The following is a 15,857-nucleotide window of genomic DNA, read 5'->3' as shown; positions in this document are numbered from 1 at the left end:
CGGCCAGGGGGCTCAATGAGTGAAGACGATTACCGTGAACAACACAAACAACGTCTTGCCTACATGCCTTGGCTGTATGGTCGCTTGAAACTCAGGCATCGAGCTTGGGTGGAGCCCTGGCAGCAAGGGATCCAGCAGCGGTTGATGGCGCTGGAAACGGTGCATTGCGGGACGGATTGCTTTGTAGCGCCACAGGCGGTTCTGTTAGCCGAGCCGGGTCGCGATATTTTCGTGGGAGATGGCTGCCAAATTGCCGCTGATTGCGTTATTCATGGCCCTGTTCGGTTGGGGCAACGGGTCAGTATTAATCATCATGTGAGCCTGGAAGGTGGTGCAGCGGGTATTGAGATCGGTGATGACACCCGCATTGCCGCCTATTGCACCCTTTTTGCGTTTAATCATGGCATGGAGGCGGACCGGTTGGTGCGCGAGCAGCCGGTGAGCTCCCGTGGGATTCGCATTGGCTGTGATGTCTGGATTGGTGCCCGGGTGGGCATCGTTGATGGCGTTACTCTGGGGGATCATGCGGTGGTAGGCATGGGGGCGGTGGTTACCCGTGATGTGCCGCCTTGGACCATCGTGGCCGGTAATCCCGCCCGTCCCATTGGCCGCCGCCCGGGGGCTCCATCCTGCTGAACACGCTATGTGATACTCGGTAACCGCCCTTTATTAAACGATGTTTAATCGTTGTATTGATTGAACACCGTATGAAAGAGAATAATGACGCGGGTGCCCGGCAAAGAATGGCGCGTGATGGAGATAGTCTGGCGTGCTTGTAACGAGAATAATGGTGCATTAGCCAACAAAGGCCGTTCACTATCGTATGGCTATTGTTTGTCTGATGCCGGCTGTATGTCTAAAACAAAAAAATGATTGAGCATTAACTATGGCACGCCGAAATCAACATAGTCGTGAAGAACTTCAGGCACTGGCAATCGAAGCGGTGCGTGAATTGGTCGCAGAGCAAGGGCTGGCCAAACTCAGTGTGCGCAAGGTCGCTGAAAAAATACGTTATACCCCGGGGATGCTATATCACGTTTTTAGCAATCTTGATGACCTGATTTTGCATGCGAATGCGGCCACTCTCGATATCTTGTTGGCGGATATGATGGCACCGGCTGATCTGGCCCCTTTCCAAGCATTGCACCAGATGGCTAGCGCCTACTTGAACTTGGCACGCACGCAAACTGCCCTGTGGCAGATGGTCTTTATGCACCGTATGCAGCATGAAGCGCCCGTGCCGTCTTGGTATCAGCAACGCACAGGGCTGTTGTTCGAGAGAGTGGAACAGCAAATGGCTCGGATGGCGGGCCGGCAGCCCACCGAGGCGGTCCATCTGGCAGCCCGAACTCTGTGGAGCAGTGTTCATGGTATTGCCGTATTGGCGGCAGAGAACAAACTAGAGGTAACCGGTGATGTGGATGAACAGGCGATGTTGGATTCGTTGCTGGAAAATTATCTGAAAAGCTGGGCGGGACTGGAGAGCAGTTGGGAGTGAAAATTTTAGCTCGCCTATTGAAACTGATGATGGCGACAACGGAAAAAAGGAATAAACAGTGAAAAAAGGGTTGTTTTCATTATTGGTTTCACGGCGTTTCGGGCCGTTTTTCTTTACTCAATTTTTGGGTGCCTTTAACGATAATGTGTTTCGCCAAGCGCTGATTCTTCTTATTGCTTCTGGCGTGGTTAGCACGGTCAGCGTCAACACACTGAACAATGTAGCGTTAGCGCTGTTCATCGTCCCGTTCTTTTTATTTTCTGCCCTAGCTGGCCAAGTGGCAGACAAGTACGACAAGGCAACCCTGGTGCGCAAGATCAAGATGGTAGAGGTGTTCATTATGTGCGCCGCCGCAGTAGGGTTCTTTTTTGATGGTGTCTGTTTTCTGTTGGCGGTGCTGTTTTGTATGGGCCTGCAATCCACTTTTTTCGGGCCGATTAAGTATTCGATTATTCCCCAACATCTGACAGACAAGGAGTTGGTTTCTGGCAACGCGTTGGTGGAAATGGGCACCTTTCTGGCGATCCTGCTGGGCTCCATTTCTGGCGTTTTTCTGAAGATGGACGGCGTGGGCGATGGCGTGGTTGCCATGACCGTGGTGGGGCTGGCGCTGTTGGGTTACCTGGCTGCTAGAGGGATTCCTGCCGCGCCGGCAGCGGATTCATCCATCAAGATTAACTGGAATTTGTGGAAAGAAACCTGGCACATCGTTGGCTATGCACGGGAAGTGAAATCCGTGTGGATGTGTGTGCTGGCGATTTCCTGGTTCTGGTTTATGGGGGCGGCATATACCACGCAGCTGAAAGTCTACGTGGACGATTATCTGTTCGGTACCGATGGTTTGTACGCCCTGCTACTGGGCACCTTTTCTGTGGGGATCGGGTTAGGCTCATTCCTGTGTGAAAAGCTCTCGGGCAAACGGGTAGAGCTGGGGCTGGTGCCGTTGGGGTCTATTGGCTTGAGCGTGTTCGGTATCGATTTGTTCTTTTCTTATGCCGGGTTGGCAGGCGTTGGCTCGGTAATGAATAACAATATCGGCGTTGCCAGCTTTCTACAGCAGCCTGGTGGTTATCGGGTGCTACTGGATCTGCTCGGTATTGGGGTGTTCGGTGGCTTCTATATTGTGCCATTGTTTGCCTTTATACAGCACCGGGCCAACCCTAAGCACCTGTCGCGAATCATTGCCGCCAACAATATCCTTAATGCCTTGTTGATGGTCTTGTCCGCGGTGGCGGGTATTGTCTTGGTTGGTTTGTTGGAAATAACGGTTCCACAGTTTTTCCTTGTCCTTGCGCTGAGCAATATTCTGGTGGCTGCTTATATTTATACCGTGGTGCCGGAATTTCTGATCCGCTTGTTGGTGTGGATGCTTACCCACACCATGTACCGTGTAAAGCATACGGGAATGGACAATATTCCGGATGAAGGCCCCTGCATGCTGGTCTGTAATCATGTGAGCTACGTGGATGCATTGTTGTTGGCAGGTGCCATCCGCCGTCCGGTTCGTTTTGTCATGTTTAAACCGATTTACGATATGCCGGTGCTAAATTATATTTTCCGCACCGGTAAGACGATTCCGATTGATTCCAAATCCCGTAACCCGAAGATTTATGAACAGGCATTTGTGCGTATTCGAGAAGAATTAGCAGCCGGGGAGGTGGTGTGTATTTTTCCAGAAGGCCGGCTAACCGAAGATGGCGAGATTGATGAATTCCGTGCCGGGATTGAAAAAATTGTTAGCGACAGCCCTGTGCCGGTGATTCCGATGGCCTTATCCGGACTGTGGGGTAGCGTTTTCAGCCATAAGGGCGGCAAGGCCTTGACGCATCTGCCCCGTCGTTTCTGGTCACGTATCAAATTGGCCGTGGGCACAGGCGTCTCGCCCCAGGAGGTGCAAGCCAGCGACTTGCGCAAACGCGTTTTAGCACTGCGAGAATGCCCCTGATAGTGCTTTCGTTGCGTAAAACATACGCACGGTAACTTGGCAGCCAGGTAAAAAGACCGGAAACTTAACAATAAAAGGGTGCACTGTACTCTTTGCGGCTAGGCATAGAGCTGACGCCAGAGTGTGCCCATAACGACAATAACAACAGGGAACCAACGTGCCTGATTCTCCCCTCTCGCCGGCCTCACTGCGGGCGCGAATTCAGCAACTATTACTACAGTTGCCTCCGGTACAGCGGGCGGATGCCCGCTACCATGAGGTAGAGCATGAGTTGTTGCACGGGCTAAAACAGCGCCTGGAAGCACTTCATCATCCAGGTGAATTGGAGGGTAGCCCGCAAAACTTGCATCAATTACTGGGTGTGTCCATAGAGCAGAGCGTTCCCCAGGCACAGACCATGCTGGTTGAACGGCATTTGGCGAGCTTAACCGGTGATGAAGCTCGATTGCTGGCGGCGCTTTCGGATGGCAGTGCCTTTGCGCTTCTCACGCTTTATAGCGGCAGTCGCTTTTCCCGTGGCGAAGTCCTCTACCGTTATTCCAACGCCGGCCGGGCTGCGGGTATTCAATGTAACGACTTCATTGCTCTGTACCTGAACCATTTGTTTGCTCAAGGGCTAGTTATCGCTAGTGATTTCACCGAATCGCTGCGAACGGATTACGAATTGTGTGAAGGCGACAGTGATTTTCGTAAGGCGCAGGCAGAGTTGCAAATTCACTTGCCGAAGCTGTCTATCCGCAGGGAAACCCTGCGAATTAGTCCTTTGGGTCGCCAGTTATGGACGTTAATGACCACCCCGGCGGACATTGAGGAGTAGCCCGTGATTACCGATCTCAACCTGATATTGGCTGATGTGCAGGCCAATTGGGCGCTCTATCTGTCCATGCCTTTTGTGGCCGCCGCGATTGGTTATGGCACCAAGGTGGTGGCCATCAAGATGATGTTCAAACCGCTGCAATTTGTCGGCTGGCGGCCATTTTTTGGTTGGCAGGGCATTGTGCCCGGCAAGGCGGCTACCATGGCCAGCATTGCCTGTGACCTGATGATGGAGCGATTACTGAAACCGGAGGATGTATTCAATAAACTGGATCCTCATCGGGTGGCAGAGGAAATTCGTGAGCCCTTGATTCGCTCGGTGGAAGATATCACCCGAGAAGTGGCTGCAGAATATCAGCCAGGCCTGTGGGAGGCCGCGCCGGAATCGGTTAAGCGTTTAATTATTAAGAGAATCCAGAATGAAGCGCCGCACATGGTCGAACAGATCATGGAGGATATTAAAAATAACATCACCCGGGTTTTCGATCTCAAAGATTTAGTCATCAATGCTCTGGTGCGTGACAAAGAGCTGCTCAACCGCGTGTTTTTGGAGGCCGGTCATGTGGAATTCAAGTTTATTCGTAATTCCGGCATTTATTTCGGTTTTGCCATCGGCCTTATTCAAGCGGTGGTGTGGGCCTTTACCCATAACATCTGGGTGATCCCCCTGTTCGGGTTGTTTACCGGTTGGTTCACAGATTGGCTGGCCCTGAAAATGATCTTTAACCCCAAAAAACCAGTGCGGTATCTGGGATTGTTTGAATGGCAGGGTCTGTTTTTGAAGCGCCGTAAACAGGTTGCGGCTCGTTACGGTGAGTTGGTGGCTAGCGAAATTGTTACTCCGGCTGCCGTGATTGAAGCGATTCTCAAAGGACCCATGTCAGACCGATTATTCGGGCTAGTGCAAAAGCAGGTACAACGGACGCTAGATGAGCAGTCCGGGGTGGCTAAACCGCTGGTGGTGTTTGCGGTGGGCAGTACCAAATATCAGGAAATGAAACGCTCGGTATCCGAAAAAGTCATGCAGCATTTGCCTGAAACACTCAGCCATATGGAAGCCTATGCAGAAGAAGCCATGGACCTGAAAAACCTCATGGTAGAAAAAATGCAGGAACTGACCGAAGAAGAATTCGAAGGGTTGTTACGCCCCGCTTTTCAGCAGGATGAATGGATACTGATTACTGTGGGGGCGATTCTCGGCTTCCTTGTGGGTGAAATGCAGGTTCATGTAATGATCCACTTTGCTGTCCCGGTCGTCTGATTCGGTGTGCGCAGGTCGGTGCTCAGCTCGGCCTGCGGCTTAACGTTCAGAACCGCGAGAGCATTCCATATTGCCTGCACATTTGTCTGTCATAGTTTATAAATAGCATTTAATTATAACCAAAGACCTTAGGCCGCCCTGTGCGACCTACTAGGAGAACTTCATGTCGCTGAACGATTCCCCCACGCGTTACGGCAGCCTCACCCGATTGTTGCACTGGAGCATGGCTCTATTGTTGGTTTGGCAGTTTTTGTCGGCTTTGTCTCACTATGCTTTTGAAGACACAGCGTTTGAAACGTTTTTCTGGCCAACACACAAACCTCTGGGGCTGGTTTTGATGGTGTTGCTGGTGATTCGCTTGGGTTGGGCGCTGATCAATCTGGCCCGCCGCCCGCCTTCCCTCAGTCTGGCTGCGAAATGGGGGCATCTGAGCCTGTACGGATTATTGTTCATAATTCCGGCCTTGGCGTTGTTGCGCCAATATGGCTCCGGTAGAGCCTTTAATCCTTTTGGGATTGAGCTGATGGCGGGCTTCCAGGGTGACAAGATTACCTGGATGATAGAGCCAGCAAACCTGCTTCATGGGGTATTAGGTTGGGTGTTGTTGGCCATGATAATTGGCCATGTGGGCATGGCTTTGCTGCACCGCAAACAACCCGGTCAGCTTAACGTGTTGCCGCGTATGTGGGGCAAAGGCTGATTGTTTTCTTTGTGCTGGATTTCCGTGCTGCTGATGCCGTAAGAGCGGGTATTGGCGTGCGGCACCAGGCGAGATAATAGTCATTGCTGTTTCTTGTTGTTAGGCTGGCAATCCCTTTGCCGCAGTTATGGTTATGCTTCAAGTCAGTCGTGATTTACAGATTCCGGACAACGAGATCGATCTACAAGCGATTCGCGCCCAGGGCAGTGGTGGCCAAAACGTGAACAAGGTCGCCTCGGCGATCCACCTGCGTTTCGATATTCGCGCTTCCTCCCTGCCTGACCGCTACAAGGAAAGACTGTTGGCGTTGAGTGACCAGCGCATTACTAGTGATGGCGTAGTGGTGATCAAGGCCCAGCAGTTCCGCACCCAAGAAATGAACAAGGAAAATGCCCTAGCCAGGCTGGCCCAGTTGATAAAAAGCGTGACGGTGGAACAAAAACCCCGCAAGGCCACCCGCCCTACCCTGGGGAGCAAACGCCGCCGCCTGGACAGCAAGACCAAGCACGGGAAAACCAAATCCCTGCGTGGCAAAGTGGATCCACACTAGGTATTGCTCACACAGACTGTGCGGCTGATTCGCAGTGTCCCGGTGTTTGTTGTTCCCTCTCTCATCGCCATCGCCATCGCCATAGGTTCTCTGCTGTTGGCACCCGGAACCGTTCAAGCCGCGCGGTCTGTGGCAGGCGCAACAGGCTAATGTGCTATTAATCCCGGTGCAGTCGCATAACGACGGTGGTATCAGGCCAAGGGCTTGCTCATGCGTGCCGGTTTCGTGCCTATTATACTGAGCTGCCGGCACAGTATAATGCGATCTCCGCCGGAACAACGGCGGCAGGTGAGGGCTGATTAGCTTGCTGTGCCGCGGGGCGTTGCAGGCGCAGCCTTGTAATCGGTGGTGTATGAGCAACGAGTCAACACGGGAGGCGGAATACCACATGGTTGGCTGACCGCGGCTCGCACCTGGGCAGAGGGAAGCGGCGCTGGCCGCGCTGGAGACTATGTTGGTAATGCGCAACGCACTGACTCTACTGTTGTTGAGCCTGCCGCTCACCGGGCTGGCTGACACCGATTGCGAAACCGGGTATTTTGCTTTGCAGCAGGCCCTGGCCCGAGCCGGCATTGATGATGCGCAGGCACGAACGCTGACAGGCTTCCCCCACTTGGGCGTGGATCGCTGGTTAGCCTTTCAGCAGCGCAAGGCCGTCAGCGAGCCTCAACAACAACAGTGGATTCGTTTGGCTACAGCCAAGGCCTGGCGAGATCAGTCCGTTCTGGTTCAGCGGCTAACCACGGATAGTGATGGTTTTTCCCCGCAAACAGCGCAAACATTGTTGGCCTCCTGCCTACCGGTGCTTGCCGCGCGAACAGATTTTTCTGTGTTACCCCAAGCCGAGATTCCAGACAGTTACGCTACGTGGTTGCGGGTAGCCGGGATGTACCCTCTTATGGCCTGGCTGGCCACAGGATCGATTGATGATTATCACCGGGAAATGAGTGCGCGTTTTCGCGATCCGGCGCGTCAACCTCAGCAACAATTTTCGCCGCCTACGGGGGGCACTGTGCCGGTGACGCCGGACGTATTGTCGGCGAATCCGCTGCGCATACCTTTGCCGGACACAGAGCAATGGCAGGCAATGTTATCGCACTACGCGCCGGTTGTTGCGGTGTCCGACACCCAGCCTTGGAATGTGCCGGGGCGGATTCAGCTAGATGAAACGCGTACGCCGGTAATCCGCACTGAGACACCTGTCAGTTATACTTGGCCGAGCTGGACCCATTTTCGTAGCAAAAACCTTCTACAAATCAACTACCAGTTTTGGTTCAGCAAGCGCCCGAAAAAGGGCTGGCTGGATACCTATGCGGGCTCTCTTGATGGGATAATTTGGCGGGTGACCCTCAAGCCCAATGGCAAGGTTTTGTTTTACGACAGCATCCACCCTTGTGGCTGTTATCACAAAATCTATCCTGTCGACCCGACGTTGAAAGCGGCAGACATAGAGGGTGATAAGCCGGTGTTCTATCCCGGCTACGTGGTGGATGCTTATGATCAACGCATCACTCTGTTGCTGGAGCCAGACACCCATTATCTCGTTCGCGTGACCCCGACATCAGATCTCTTACCCACCAGCTCCTATCAGCTGGCTGATGCCAACGCGCTCCGAGCGTTGAAACATAAAGATGGTACTGTCGCCAGCCTGTTCAATGCCCGTGGGCTTGTGCCAATCTCAAAACGGGCAGAGCGGTTCTATTTATGGCCCATGGGAATACCGTCTGCCGGCGCCATGCGCCAGCCAGGCGAGCATGCGATCGCGTTCAAGGGTCGTCGTCATTTTGATGAAGCAACCTTGGCAGAAACATTGTTTGAATAGTACGCCGAGCTTTAGAGAAAGCCTCTCGCCTCTGCAAAAGCCCCATTAGTAGCGAATAGATCTGATATCTCGAGATTGCATCTTTAGGGTTGAGGGCTGTGTTTAACTCACGCTGCCGAACTCTTCACGCGCGTGGTACCGCAGAGCCAGTCTTCAAAGCCGGAACGCATGAAAATTAAGTGGGGCTTTTTCGTGGCGGGCCACTGGTTGGGCTGTTGATTGGAGTTTGCTATCCGGTTAGCGGCTAAGCCGGCTAGTAGAGCGATTATTCCTAGTGAAGCTATACGAAAATATAGGGCTGTATCCTTCCCTGTTACGGTGTAAAGAATTTATTGGGCGTGCCGCATAATAAAGTTCGGGTCTTTATGTCGAATAAGAGCACTGGGCTCTGTAGTAAGTCGCTGATTTTCAGTGAGGGAGGCGGATAGCAAGGGCGCTCATTGACACAAACTCCTTATCCCTTTGGCGTTATAGGATTGCTCCCCTGCCCCTGCCCTTTGTTAAGCTTGGGTCCGCATTAATGCCTACGGAGCTAAACCATGAAAGCCATCGCTACCACCGGCTGGGGCCTCAAGCCCACCCTCTCTCTGATCAAAACAGCGGCTCCGGGACGATTAAAAGCGGATGACGTGCTGGTGGCTGTCCATGCAGCGTCGGTTAACCCCAAAGATTGGAAGCTGAACTACAATTTGGCGGTGGCAGCGAGCCCGGTGATGGTTAAACAACTAAAGCCCCTGTTTGGTGATGACCTGGCGGGCATCGTGGTGGACACGGGCCGTAATGTTAGTGACTTCGAGATCGGTGATGCGGTTTATGGAATGGATATGCGCCTGCGTACCGCATCGCTGGCAGAGCTGACCCTGATTGATCAGCGCCGTATTGCAAAAAAGCCGGAGAACCTGTCATTTACTCAAGCCGCCGCCATGCCTCTGGCCGCCCTCACCGCGCTGCAAGGGTTGCGTAAAGGGAAAGCGGAAGCGGGGAAAAAGGTATTGATTATCGGCGCGTCTGGTGGAGTGGGTAGTTTCGCCGTTCAAATAGCGAAAAACCTGGGCCTGCATGTTACCGGTGTGTGCAGTGGTCGGAACACCGATTTTGTTCGTGAGTTAGGGGCGGATGCGGTGATTGATTACACCCAGGGGGATTACCGCCCTTCGGCGGGTGAGTTCGATCTGGTATTCGATGTGACATCTTATGAAACGCCGCTAACGTGTGCCGCGCTGTTGGGCAAGAAAGGCTACTTCATTTCCACTGGTGGCGATGGCAAGTCCATGTTGGCCACCCCGCTCTACCGGCTGTTGGGCAAAAAAGCCGGCACAGTGGTGGTCGAATCATATCGGCGTGATCTGGAAACACTAAAGGCCATGGTGGAAGCGGGTTCTTTGACGCCGGTTATTGATAGCGTTTTTACGTTGGCAGAGAGCGAAGCGGCCTATAACCGCAGCCGTTCCGGCCGCTGCCGGGGGAAAGTGGTTATTAAGGTGGCTAACGCCTGACGCACTGATGCGTTAGGCAAGGCTATGGCCCAGTCGTGTCGGTTAGCCGCACGGCAACCCCTGTTTCGGTATTCCCTGCCCTTGAACCGAAAAGAGTTACCCACTGATTCTTTACCAGAAGCAATGTGGCCTGTGCGGTGCTATGCCCTCGTTGGCTAGTGCTGTAGTCACCAACGAATTGGAAGCGGAATTGTTCAGGCTGCTCAAGATCGGGCTGTATGGCGTAGCCCAGAGTGAACGGTTCAGAGGCAATGAACCCTTTATCCTCAATATCCACAGCAACATTCAGGGCGTCAGCTGAAGCCATGAATGAAGGCAAGGGACGTGTTGAGCGACCATCGGATGCAGTGACCGCGCACTCACAATAACGTATCTCCATTCGTAACGGTTTGGCAGAGAGATAGGTTGCCATTGCCGCTGTATCGGCCAGCGCAAAACCAGACACCAGCAGTAACAACACCGACCAAAACCGTTTTGCTATTGTGCTCATGATATTTTCTCCGCGTTGATCTGGTTTGTTTCAAGTCTTATTTTGCCCGTGCTGCGTGCAACTTTTTATAGCTTTCGATTAGGCGTTGGTGTTTTTCCAGCCCTTCCAGTTGCATATTGGTGGGGGTCAGGCCGGGGAAACGGAGGCTGCCTTCAACAGCGCCAATGACGGTTTCCAGGGTATCTTCACCGTACATGCGCCCCAGGTTTGTGCGGTAGTCATCCAGTGACAACTCTTCGTCCAGGGTAATTTCCAGTACAGCATTAACAGCTCGGTAGAACAGGCCGCGTTCCACGGTGTTGTCGTTGAACTGGATAAACATGTCCACCAGCTCCAGCGCATCTTCATGGCGCTGTAATGCCAGATAGATCAGCAGCTTCAATTCCAGAATAGTGAGCTGGCCCCATACGGTGTTCTCATCGAACTCGATACCGATCAGGGTGATAATGTCGGTGTAGTTATCAATCTGGCTTTCTTCCAGCCGTTCCACCAGCTGGCTCAGCTGCTCATCGCTGAGGCGGTGCAAATTGAGAATGTCCTCGCGGTAATCCAGCGCCATGTTGGTGTTGTCCCATACCAGATCTTCCACCGGGTACACCTCGGAAAAATCAGGCACCAAAATGCGGCACACCGGTGCGCCTAGCTCTTCGTAGACAGCCACGTAGGCTTCTTTCTCCAGGCTTTCGAGAATGCCAAACAGGCGCGCGCTTTCTTCTTCTGTAGTGCCAGAGAAATCCCATTCGCAAAAAGATTCATCGGCCTGGGCACTAAAGAAACGCCAGCTCACGACTCCGCTGGAATCAATGAAGTGTTCCACGAAATTGTTGGGCTCGCAGACTTCCTGGCTATTAAACGTGGGCGGTGGCAAATCGTTGAGGCCTTCGAAGCTGCGACCTTGCAGCAGCTCGGTAAGGCTGCGTTCCAGTGCGACTTCGAAGCTTGGGTGGGCACCAAAGGAGGCAAAAACCCCGCCGGTGCGCGGGTTCATCAGCGTTACGCACATAACCGGGAACTGCCCGCCTAGAGAGGCGTCTTTCACCAACACCGGAAACCCTTGTTCCTCCAGGGCGGTGATACCTTCAACAATGCCGGGATACTTGGCCAATACTTCTTGGGGCACATCCGGCAGGGCAATCTCTTCTTCAATGATGTGCTTCTTCACCGCCCGTTCAAAAATTTCCGACAGGCATTGCACCTTGGCTTCGGCCAAAGTATTACCGGCACTCATGCCGTTACTCAGGAACAGGTTTTCAATGAGATTGGAGGGGAAATACACGGTCTCGCCGTCGGACTGGCGAACGAACGGTAATGAGCAGATGCCCCGGTCGGCTCGGCCGGAGTTGGTATCAATCAGGTTGGAGCCACCCAGCTCCCCTTCCGGGTTATAGATGCCCAAACAGTAGTCATCCAGAATGCCCTCGGGCAGCGCGTCGTTGGGGCCGGGCTTGAACCACTGTTCGTTGGGGTAATGAACAAAATCGCTGTTGGCAATTTCTTCGCCAAAGAACTGGTCATTGTAGAAGAAATTGCAGTTAAGCCGTTCGATGAATTCGCCCAGCGCCGAACATAGGGCGGCTTCCTTGGTAGCGCCCTTGCCGTTGGTAAAACACAAGGGGGAAGCAGCGTCACGCACGTGCAGCGACCAAACATGGGGAACGATGTTACGCCAGGAGGCGATTTCGATCTTCATCCCCAATTCCGCGAGGATCGCGGTCATGTTGGCGATGGTCTGCTCCAGCGGCAGGTCTTTGCCTTCAATAAAGGTACGGTGGGCCTCGTCCGGTTCCACCATCAGCAGGGCCTGGGCGTCTTCGGTGAGGCTGTCCACCTGCTCGATCTGGAAGTCAGGCCCGGTCTGGACCACCTTCTTCACCGTGCAGCGATCAATCGAGCGAAGTATCCCCTGGCGGTCCTTGTCGGAAATATCCTCCGGTAGCTCAACCTGAATCTTGAAGATCTGGTTGTAGCGGTCCTCCGGGTCAACGATGTTGTTCTGCGACAAGCGGATATTATCGGTGGGGATATCCCGCGCCTTGCAGTACACCTTCACAAAATAGGCCGCGCACATGGCCGACGATGCCAGGAAATAATCAAATGGGCTGGGTGCTGAGCCATCGCCCTTGTAGCGGATGGGCTGGTCTGTGATGACAGTAAAGTCGTCGAACTTGGCTTCCAAACGAAGGTTATCGAGGAAGTTGACGTTGATTTCCATGGCGGGGCTACCGAGTCGAGGAATGGCTGTGGCGGTCATTATCCCGCTTTTAGGGCCTGCCGTCTTGGAGACAGGGCTCGGCAGCCCTGAAGGGTGGCCCGGACAAGCCCATTTGCTCATTAACAGCCTGTTAAAGAGATGTCGCTGAGGCGGACCATTTTTAAGCCTGTGCGGTGATATGCCACATGTTGGCATCACGGCCCCTGCCGTAGAATGCCTCGCCCTCTTGCCGCCATAACTGCTATGGCAGCAACCGGTTGTCCTGGGGAATACCATCATGCGTTTGTCTATTCGAACATCATTGCTTGGCTATCTGACCTTTTTAGCACCGGTCAGTGCGCTTGCTGTGGAGCCCGAGGCCAATGAACTGGCACCGATTACAGTTTCCGAGCAGGGGGAACAGAGCGCCGAAGCCACAAAGATCGAGCTTCAGCGCGAGCAGGCCCTCACGCCGGGTGGGGTGACGCTACTGGAAGCGGAAGACCTGACCGAGCGCAATGTGGTCAGTATCGGCGATATGTTGCGCTATGTGCCAGGGATGTGGACAGGCACCGGCTCCACCGGCGACGACACCTTTATTTCCAGCCGCGGCTCGAATCTAGATGCGGTTGCCTACGATGGTAATGGCGTTAAATTGATGGTCGACGGATTGCCGGTGACCGCAGCCGATGGCAACAACCACAACAGCTTTATCGACCCGCTGGCGGCCCGTTATGCGGTGATTGTCCGTGGCGCCAATGCGCTAACCTACGGGGCCAGCACCCTGGGTGGTGCGATTAACTTCATCAGCCCCACTGCGCGTAACACCGACAATCAGATTTACCTGAGTGGCGGTAGCCACGGCACGGTGCAAAGCCGAATTACTGCAGGCGGCGTTGAGGGGGATGTGGATGGCCTGGTCACCGTGGAGCAGCGCAGCTATGACGGTTTTCGCGGTCATCAGGAACAACAGCGTAGTAGCGTTTATGCCAACACCGGTTGGCAGATCAATGAAGCGGTGGAGAACCGGTTTTACTTCACCTATGTGGATAATGATCAGGAGCTTCCTGGCTCGCTGACACAGGCCCAGTTTGATGATGATCCCTATCAGGCCAACCCGAATAACATCCCCGGCAACTTCCTCAAAAACGTGGAAAGCTGGCGTGTCGCCAACCGTACCCAGTGGCAGCTGGATGACACCAGCCGCCTGGTGGTAGGTTTTTCCTTCGAGGATCAACACCTCTACCACCCTATTGTCGGGGGCGCCTCTCCAGGCTTCAGTCTGCTTATCGATAATGACCAGACCACCTTTGGCACCAACATTCGCTATGACAAGCAGCTGGGTAATCACGACTTACTGTTCGGCCTTAACTATGGCGAAACCCGGGTGAAAGGCGGTAACTACTCTCATTCTGGCGGTACTCGTGGTGCTCTTGATGTGCGAGTGGATAATAAGGCGGATAACCTGGAAGTGTTCGCCATGGATCGTTGGCATTTTGCCGATCGCTGGACGCTGGTTTACGGCGCTCAGGCGGTTACCGGCACCCGCGAAGTGGATAATGTGACCGTTGCTTCAGGTGTGGAGCGCAATCCCAAAGATGACTATGAATCCATCAATCCGCGTGTAGGTTTGATTTATCAGGTGGCAGCGCGCAGTGAGTTGTTCGCCAATGTCAGTAAGCTTTACGAAGCGCCCACCTTATATGAGCTGGAAGACGATGCTGATGCCAGCGACGAAACCCTGGACGCAATGCAGGGTGTGGTAGGAGAAATCGGTACCCGTGGTGTAGCGCCTCTGGGGCATGCCAGCGAATGGAACTGGGAAGTATCCGTTTATTATGCCCAGATTGAAGATGAAATCCTGTCCATGAATAACCCGTCGGCATCAGGCACCAGCCTGGCCCTGAACGTGGAAGATACCATTCACGCGGGTGTGGAAGCCTTGGTCGGCGCCAGCTTTGCGTTGGGTAATGACGGCCAGCGTATTGAGCCGCTGCTGAGCATGACCTACAACGATTTTACCTTCGACAACGACCCGGAGTACGGCGATAACCAACTGCCGGTGGCGCCAACTTTCTTTATCAAAGGCGAAGTCATGTATCGCCATGGCAATGGTTTCTTTGCCGGCCCTACTTTCGACATTGTCGACGATCGCTACGGTGACTTCGCTAATAACAAGGATGTGGACGGTTATGAGCTGCTGGGCTTGCGCACCGGCATCACCCGAGATAGCTGGGAAGTCTATCTGGAAGGTCGCAACCTAACCGATGAAGTTTATGTCACCAATGTCAGCGTCAGTAATGACGAGACCATTAACTCGGTAGGCATTCAGGCCGGTGAGCCTCGCTCAGTTTATGCTGGCGTCCGTTTCGATTTTTAAATTAATAAGTGCTTGAGATGGCCCGCACATCACCTTCGCCGTAAGCGGCGCCCCGCCGTTTCTATGCGGCGGTATGGCGCTGGCACTTTATAATTGGCGTGCGGATCATTCCTTTCCTCTTCCTGCTGGCATTCAGTGGTTTGCTCATGTTGTTGAGCAAGCCACTGGATAGTGTTTTGAACGAATCGTTGTTGACGGTCAAAGCGGGCGAGCAGCCGTTGCCCGCGACGGTGCTTCTGGAGACCGTCGAGCAGCGCTATCCTCACGCGTCGGTGAAATTATATTTGCTGCCGGAGGAAGAAGATCAATCCGCACGATTTTCCCTGCAGCCCCATTCTCACGAGGGCCATGGCGCCATCGGCATTGGTATATTTGAATTAATACACCGGTGAGGTATTGGGTGGCCAAGGCCCGGCGGCGAGCTTGTATTCTCGCATCAAAACATTCCACGGCTCGTTCTTTATCGGCTCGTTGGGTGATGCGCTGATAGAAATTGCCGCTGGCCTAGCGGTATTGATGATCGCGCCTGGCCCAAGCTGGCTGGCCGTGTGCTCCGTTGCCGGCAAATAAAGCGGGTCAACGGGAAGGCTGGCGTCTTTGTAGCGGATAGGCTGGTCGGTGATGACGGTATAGTCGTCGAACTTGGCTTCCAAGCGAAGGTTACCGAGGAAATTGGCGTTGATTGAATCGCCACCAGTTTGCTAGACA

The 15,857-nt window shown here is 53.6% G+C and carries 14 protein-coding genes; 11 read left to right on the top strand and 3 right to left on the bottom strand.

What is annotated here, in order from left to right; translation table 11 throughout:
• Window positions 1-15: 15 nt before the first annotated feature.
• The 9 genes from Y017_RS06110 (at window position 16) to Y017_RS06070 (ending at window position 10,088) form a co-directional block, all read left to right on the top strand.
• On the top strand, window positions 16-636 hold the full coding sequence (locus tag Y017_RS06110; RefSeq protein WP_035459661.1) for a DapH/DapD/GlmU-related protein: 621 nt from the start codon (window positions 16-18) through the stop codon (window positions 634-636).
• 250 nt (window positions 637-886) lie between these two features.
• Complete coding sequence (locus Y017_RS06105) at window positions 887-1,498, top strand: TetR/AcrR family transcriptional regulator (RefSeq protein WP_035459659.1); 612 nt, start codon at window positions 887-889, stop codon at window positions 1,496-1,498.
• A 58-nt stretch (window positions 1,499-1,556) separates the two neighbouring features.
• Complete coding sequence (locus tag Y017_RS06100; RefSeq protein ID WP_035459655.1) at window positions 1,557-3,443, top strand: MFS transporter; 1,887 nt, start codon at window positions 1,557-1,559, stop codon at window positions 3,441-3,443.
• A 157-nt stretch (window positions 3,444-3,600) separates the two neighbouring features.
• Window positions 3,601-4,260, top strand: a complete 660-nt coding sequence (locus Y017_RS06095; protein ID WP_101234992.1) for a hypothetical protein — start codon at window positions 3,601-3,603, stop codon at window positions 4,258-4,260.
• Between the two features lie 3 nt (window positions 4,261-4,263).
• Window positions 4,264-5,520, top strand: a complete 1,257-nt coding sequence (locus tag Y017_RS06090) for a hypothetical protein (protein ID WP_035459652.1) — start codon at window positions 4,264-4,266, stop codon at window positions 5,518-5,520.
• 163 nt (window positions 5,521-5,683) lie between these two features.
• Entirely contained in the window at window positions 5,684-6,220 is a 537-nt protein-coding gene (locus Y017_RS06085; protein WP_035459649.1) for a cytochrome b, read from the top strand.
• Between the two features lie 133 nt (window positions 6,221-6,353).
• Window positions 6,354-6,770: an alternative ribosome rescue aminoacyl-tRNA hydrolase ArfB gene (gene arfB / locus Y017_RS06080; RefSeq protein WP_035459646.1), complete on the top strand. Its 417-nt coding sequence runs from the start codon at window positions 6,354-6,356 to the stop codon at window positions 6,768-6,770.
• A 460-nt stretch (window positions 6,771-7,230) separates the two neighbouring features.
• Window positions 7,231-8,592 carry a hypothetical protein gene (locus Y017_RS06075; protein WP_231483418.1) on the top strand — a complete coding sequence of 454 codons (1,362 nt, stop codon included), beginning with the start codon at window positions 7,231-7,233 and terminating at the stop codon, window positions 8,590-8,592.
• 539 nt (window positions 8,593-9,131) lie between these two features.
• On the top strand, window positions 9,132-10,088 hold the full coding sequence (locus Y017_RS06070; protein ID WP_035459643.1) for an NAD(P)-dependent alcohol dehydrogenase: 957 nt from the start codon (window positions 9,132-9,134) through the stop codon (window positions 10,086-10,088).
• Window positions 10,089-10,110: 22 nt separating this feature from the next.
• Here the strand turns inward: Y017_RS06070 and Y017_RS06065 are convergent, their stop codons facing one another.
• Together Y017_RS06065 and Y017_RS06060 are read right to left on the bottom strand one after the other, a co-directional pair.
• A complete protein-coding gene (locus tag Y017_RS06065; RefSeq protein WP_035459640.1) occupies window positions 10,111-10,578 on the bottom strand; it encodes a hypothetical protein in 468 nt (155 codons plus the stop codon).
• A 37-nt stretch (window positions 10,579-10,615) separates the two neighbouring features.
• Window positions 10,616-12,790 carry an OsmC domain/YcaO domain-containing protein gene (locus tag Y017_RS06060; protein ID WP_035460098.1) on the bottom strand — a complete coding sequence of 725 codons (2,175 nt, stop codon included), beginning with the start codon at window positions 12,788-12,790 and terminating at the stop codon, window positions 10,616-10,618.
• Between the two features lie 277 nt (window positions 12,791-13,067).
• Between Y017_RS06060 and Y017_RS06055 the strand changes: the two genes are divergently transcribed.
• Both Y017_RS06055 and Y017_RS06050 read left to right on the top strand, forming a co-directional pair.
• Window positions 13,068-15,149 carry a TonB-dependent receptor domain-containing protein gene (locus tag Y017_RS06055; protein WP_035459638.1) on the top strand — a complete coding sequence of 694 codons (2,082 nt, stop codon included), beginning with the start codon at window positions 13,068-13,070 and terminating at the stop codon, window positions 15,147-15,149.
• A 98-nt stretch (window positions 15,150-15,247) separates the two neighbouring features.
• Entirely contained in the window at window positions 15,248-15,541 is a 294-nt protein-coding gene (locus Y017_RS06050) for a PepSY domain-containing protein (protein ID WP_035459636.1), read from the top strand.
• Here the strand turns inward: Y017_RS06050 and Y017_RS15175 are convergent.
• Window positions 15,527-15,802 carry a hypothetical protein gene (locus tag Y017_RS15175; RefSeq protein WP_155849244.1) on the bottom strand — a complete coding sequence of 92 codons (276 nt, stop codon included), beginning with the start codon at window positions 15,800-15,802 and terminating at the stop codon, window positions 15,527-15,529. The genes Y017_RS06050 and Y017_RS15175 overlap by 15 nt on opposite strands.
• Between the last annotated feature and the right edge of the window lie 55 nt (window positions 15,803-15,857).

The organism is Alcanivorax sp. 97CO-5, from assembly GCF_000524665.1.
Taxonomy (GTDB): Bacteria; Pseudomonadota; Gammaproteobacteria; order Pseudomonadales; family Alcanivoracaceae; genus Alcanivorax; species Alcanivorax borkumensis.
This window is presented reverse-complemented; position numbering and strand designations above follow the sequence as displayed.

Coding starts and splice junctions, on each gene's coding strand:
- Y017_RS06110 (WP_035459661.1), top strand. CDS start 16: ATGAGTGAAGACGATTACCGTGAACAACACAAACAACGTCTTGCCTAC.
- Y017_RS06105 (WP_035459659.1), top strand. CDS start 887: ATGGCACGCCGAAATCAACATAGTCGTGAAGAACTTCAGGCACTGGCA.
- Y017_RS06085 (WP_035459649.1), top strand. CDS start 5,684: ATGTCGCTGAACGATTCCCCCACGCGTTACGGCAGCCTCACCCGATTG.
- arfB (WP_035459646.1), top strand. CDS start 6,354: ATGCTTCAAGTCAGTCGTGATTTACAGATTCCGGACAACGAGATCGAT.
- Y017_RS06075 (WP_231483418.1), top strand. CDS start 7,231: ATGCGCAACGCACTGACTCTACTGTTGTTGAGCCTGCCGCTCACCGGG.
- Y017_RS06070 (WP_035459643.1), top strand. CDS start 9,132: ATGAAAGCCATCGCTACCACCGGCTGGGGCCTCAAGCCCACCCTCTCT.
- Y017_RS06065 (WP_035459640.1), bottom strand. CDS start 10,578: ATGAGCACAATAGCAAAACGGTTTTGGTCGGTGTTGTTACTGCTGGTG.
- Y017_RS06060 (WP_035460098.1), bottom strand. CDS start 12,790: ATGGAAATCAACGTCAACTTCCTCGATAACCTTCGTTTGGAAGCCAAG.
- Y017_RS06055 (WP_035459638.1), top strand. CDS start 13,068: ATGCGTTTGTCTATTCGAACATCATTGCTTGGCTATCTGACCTTTTTA.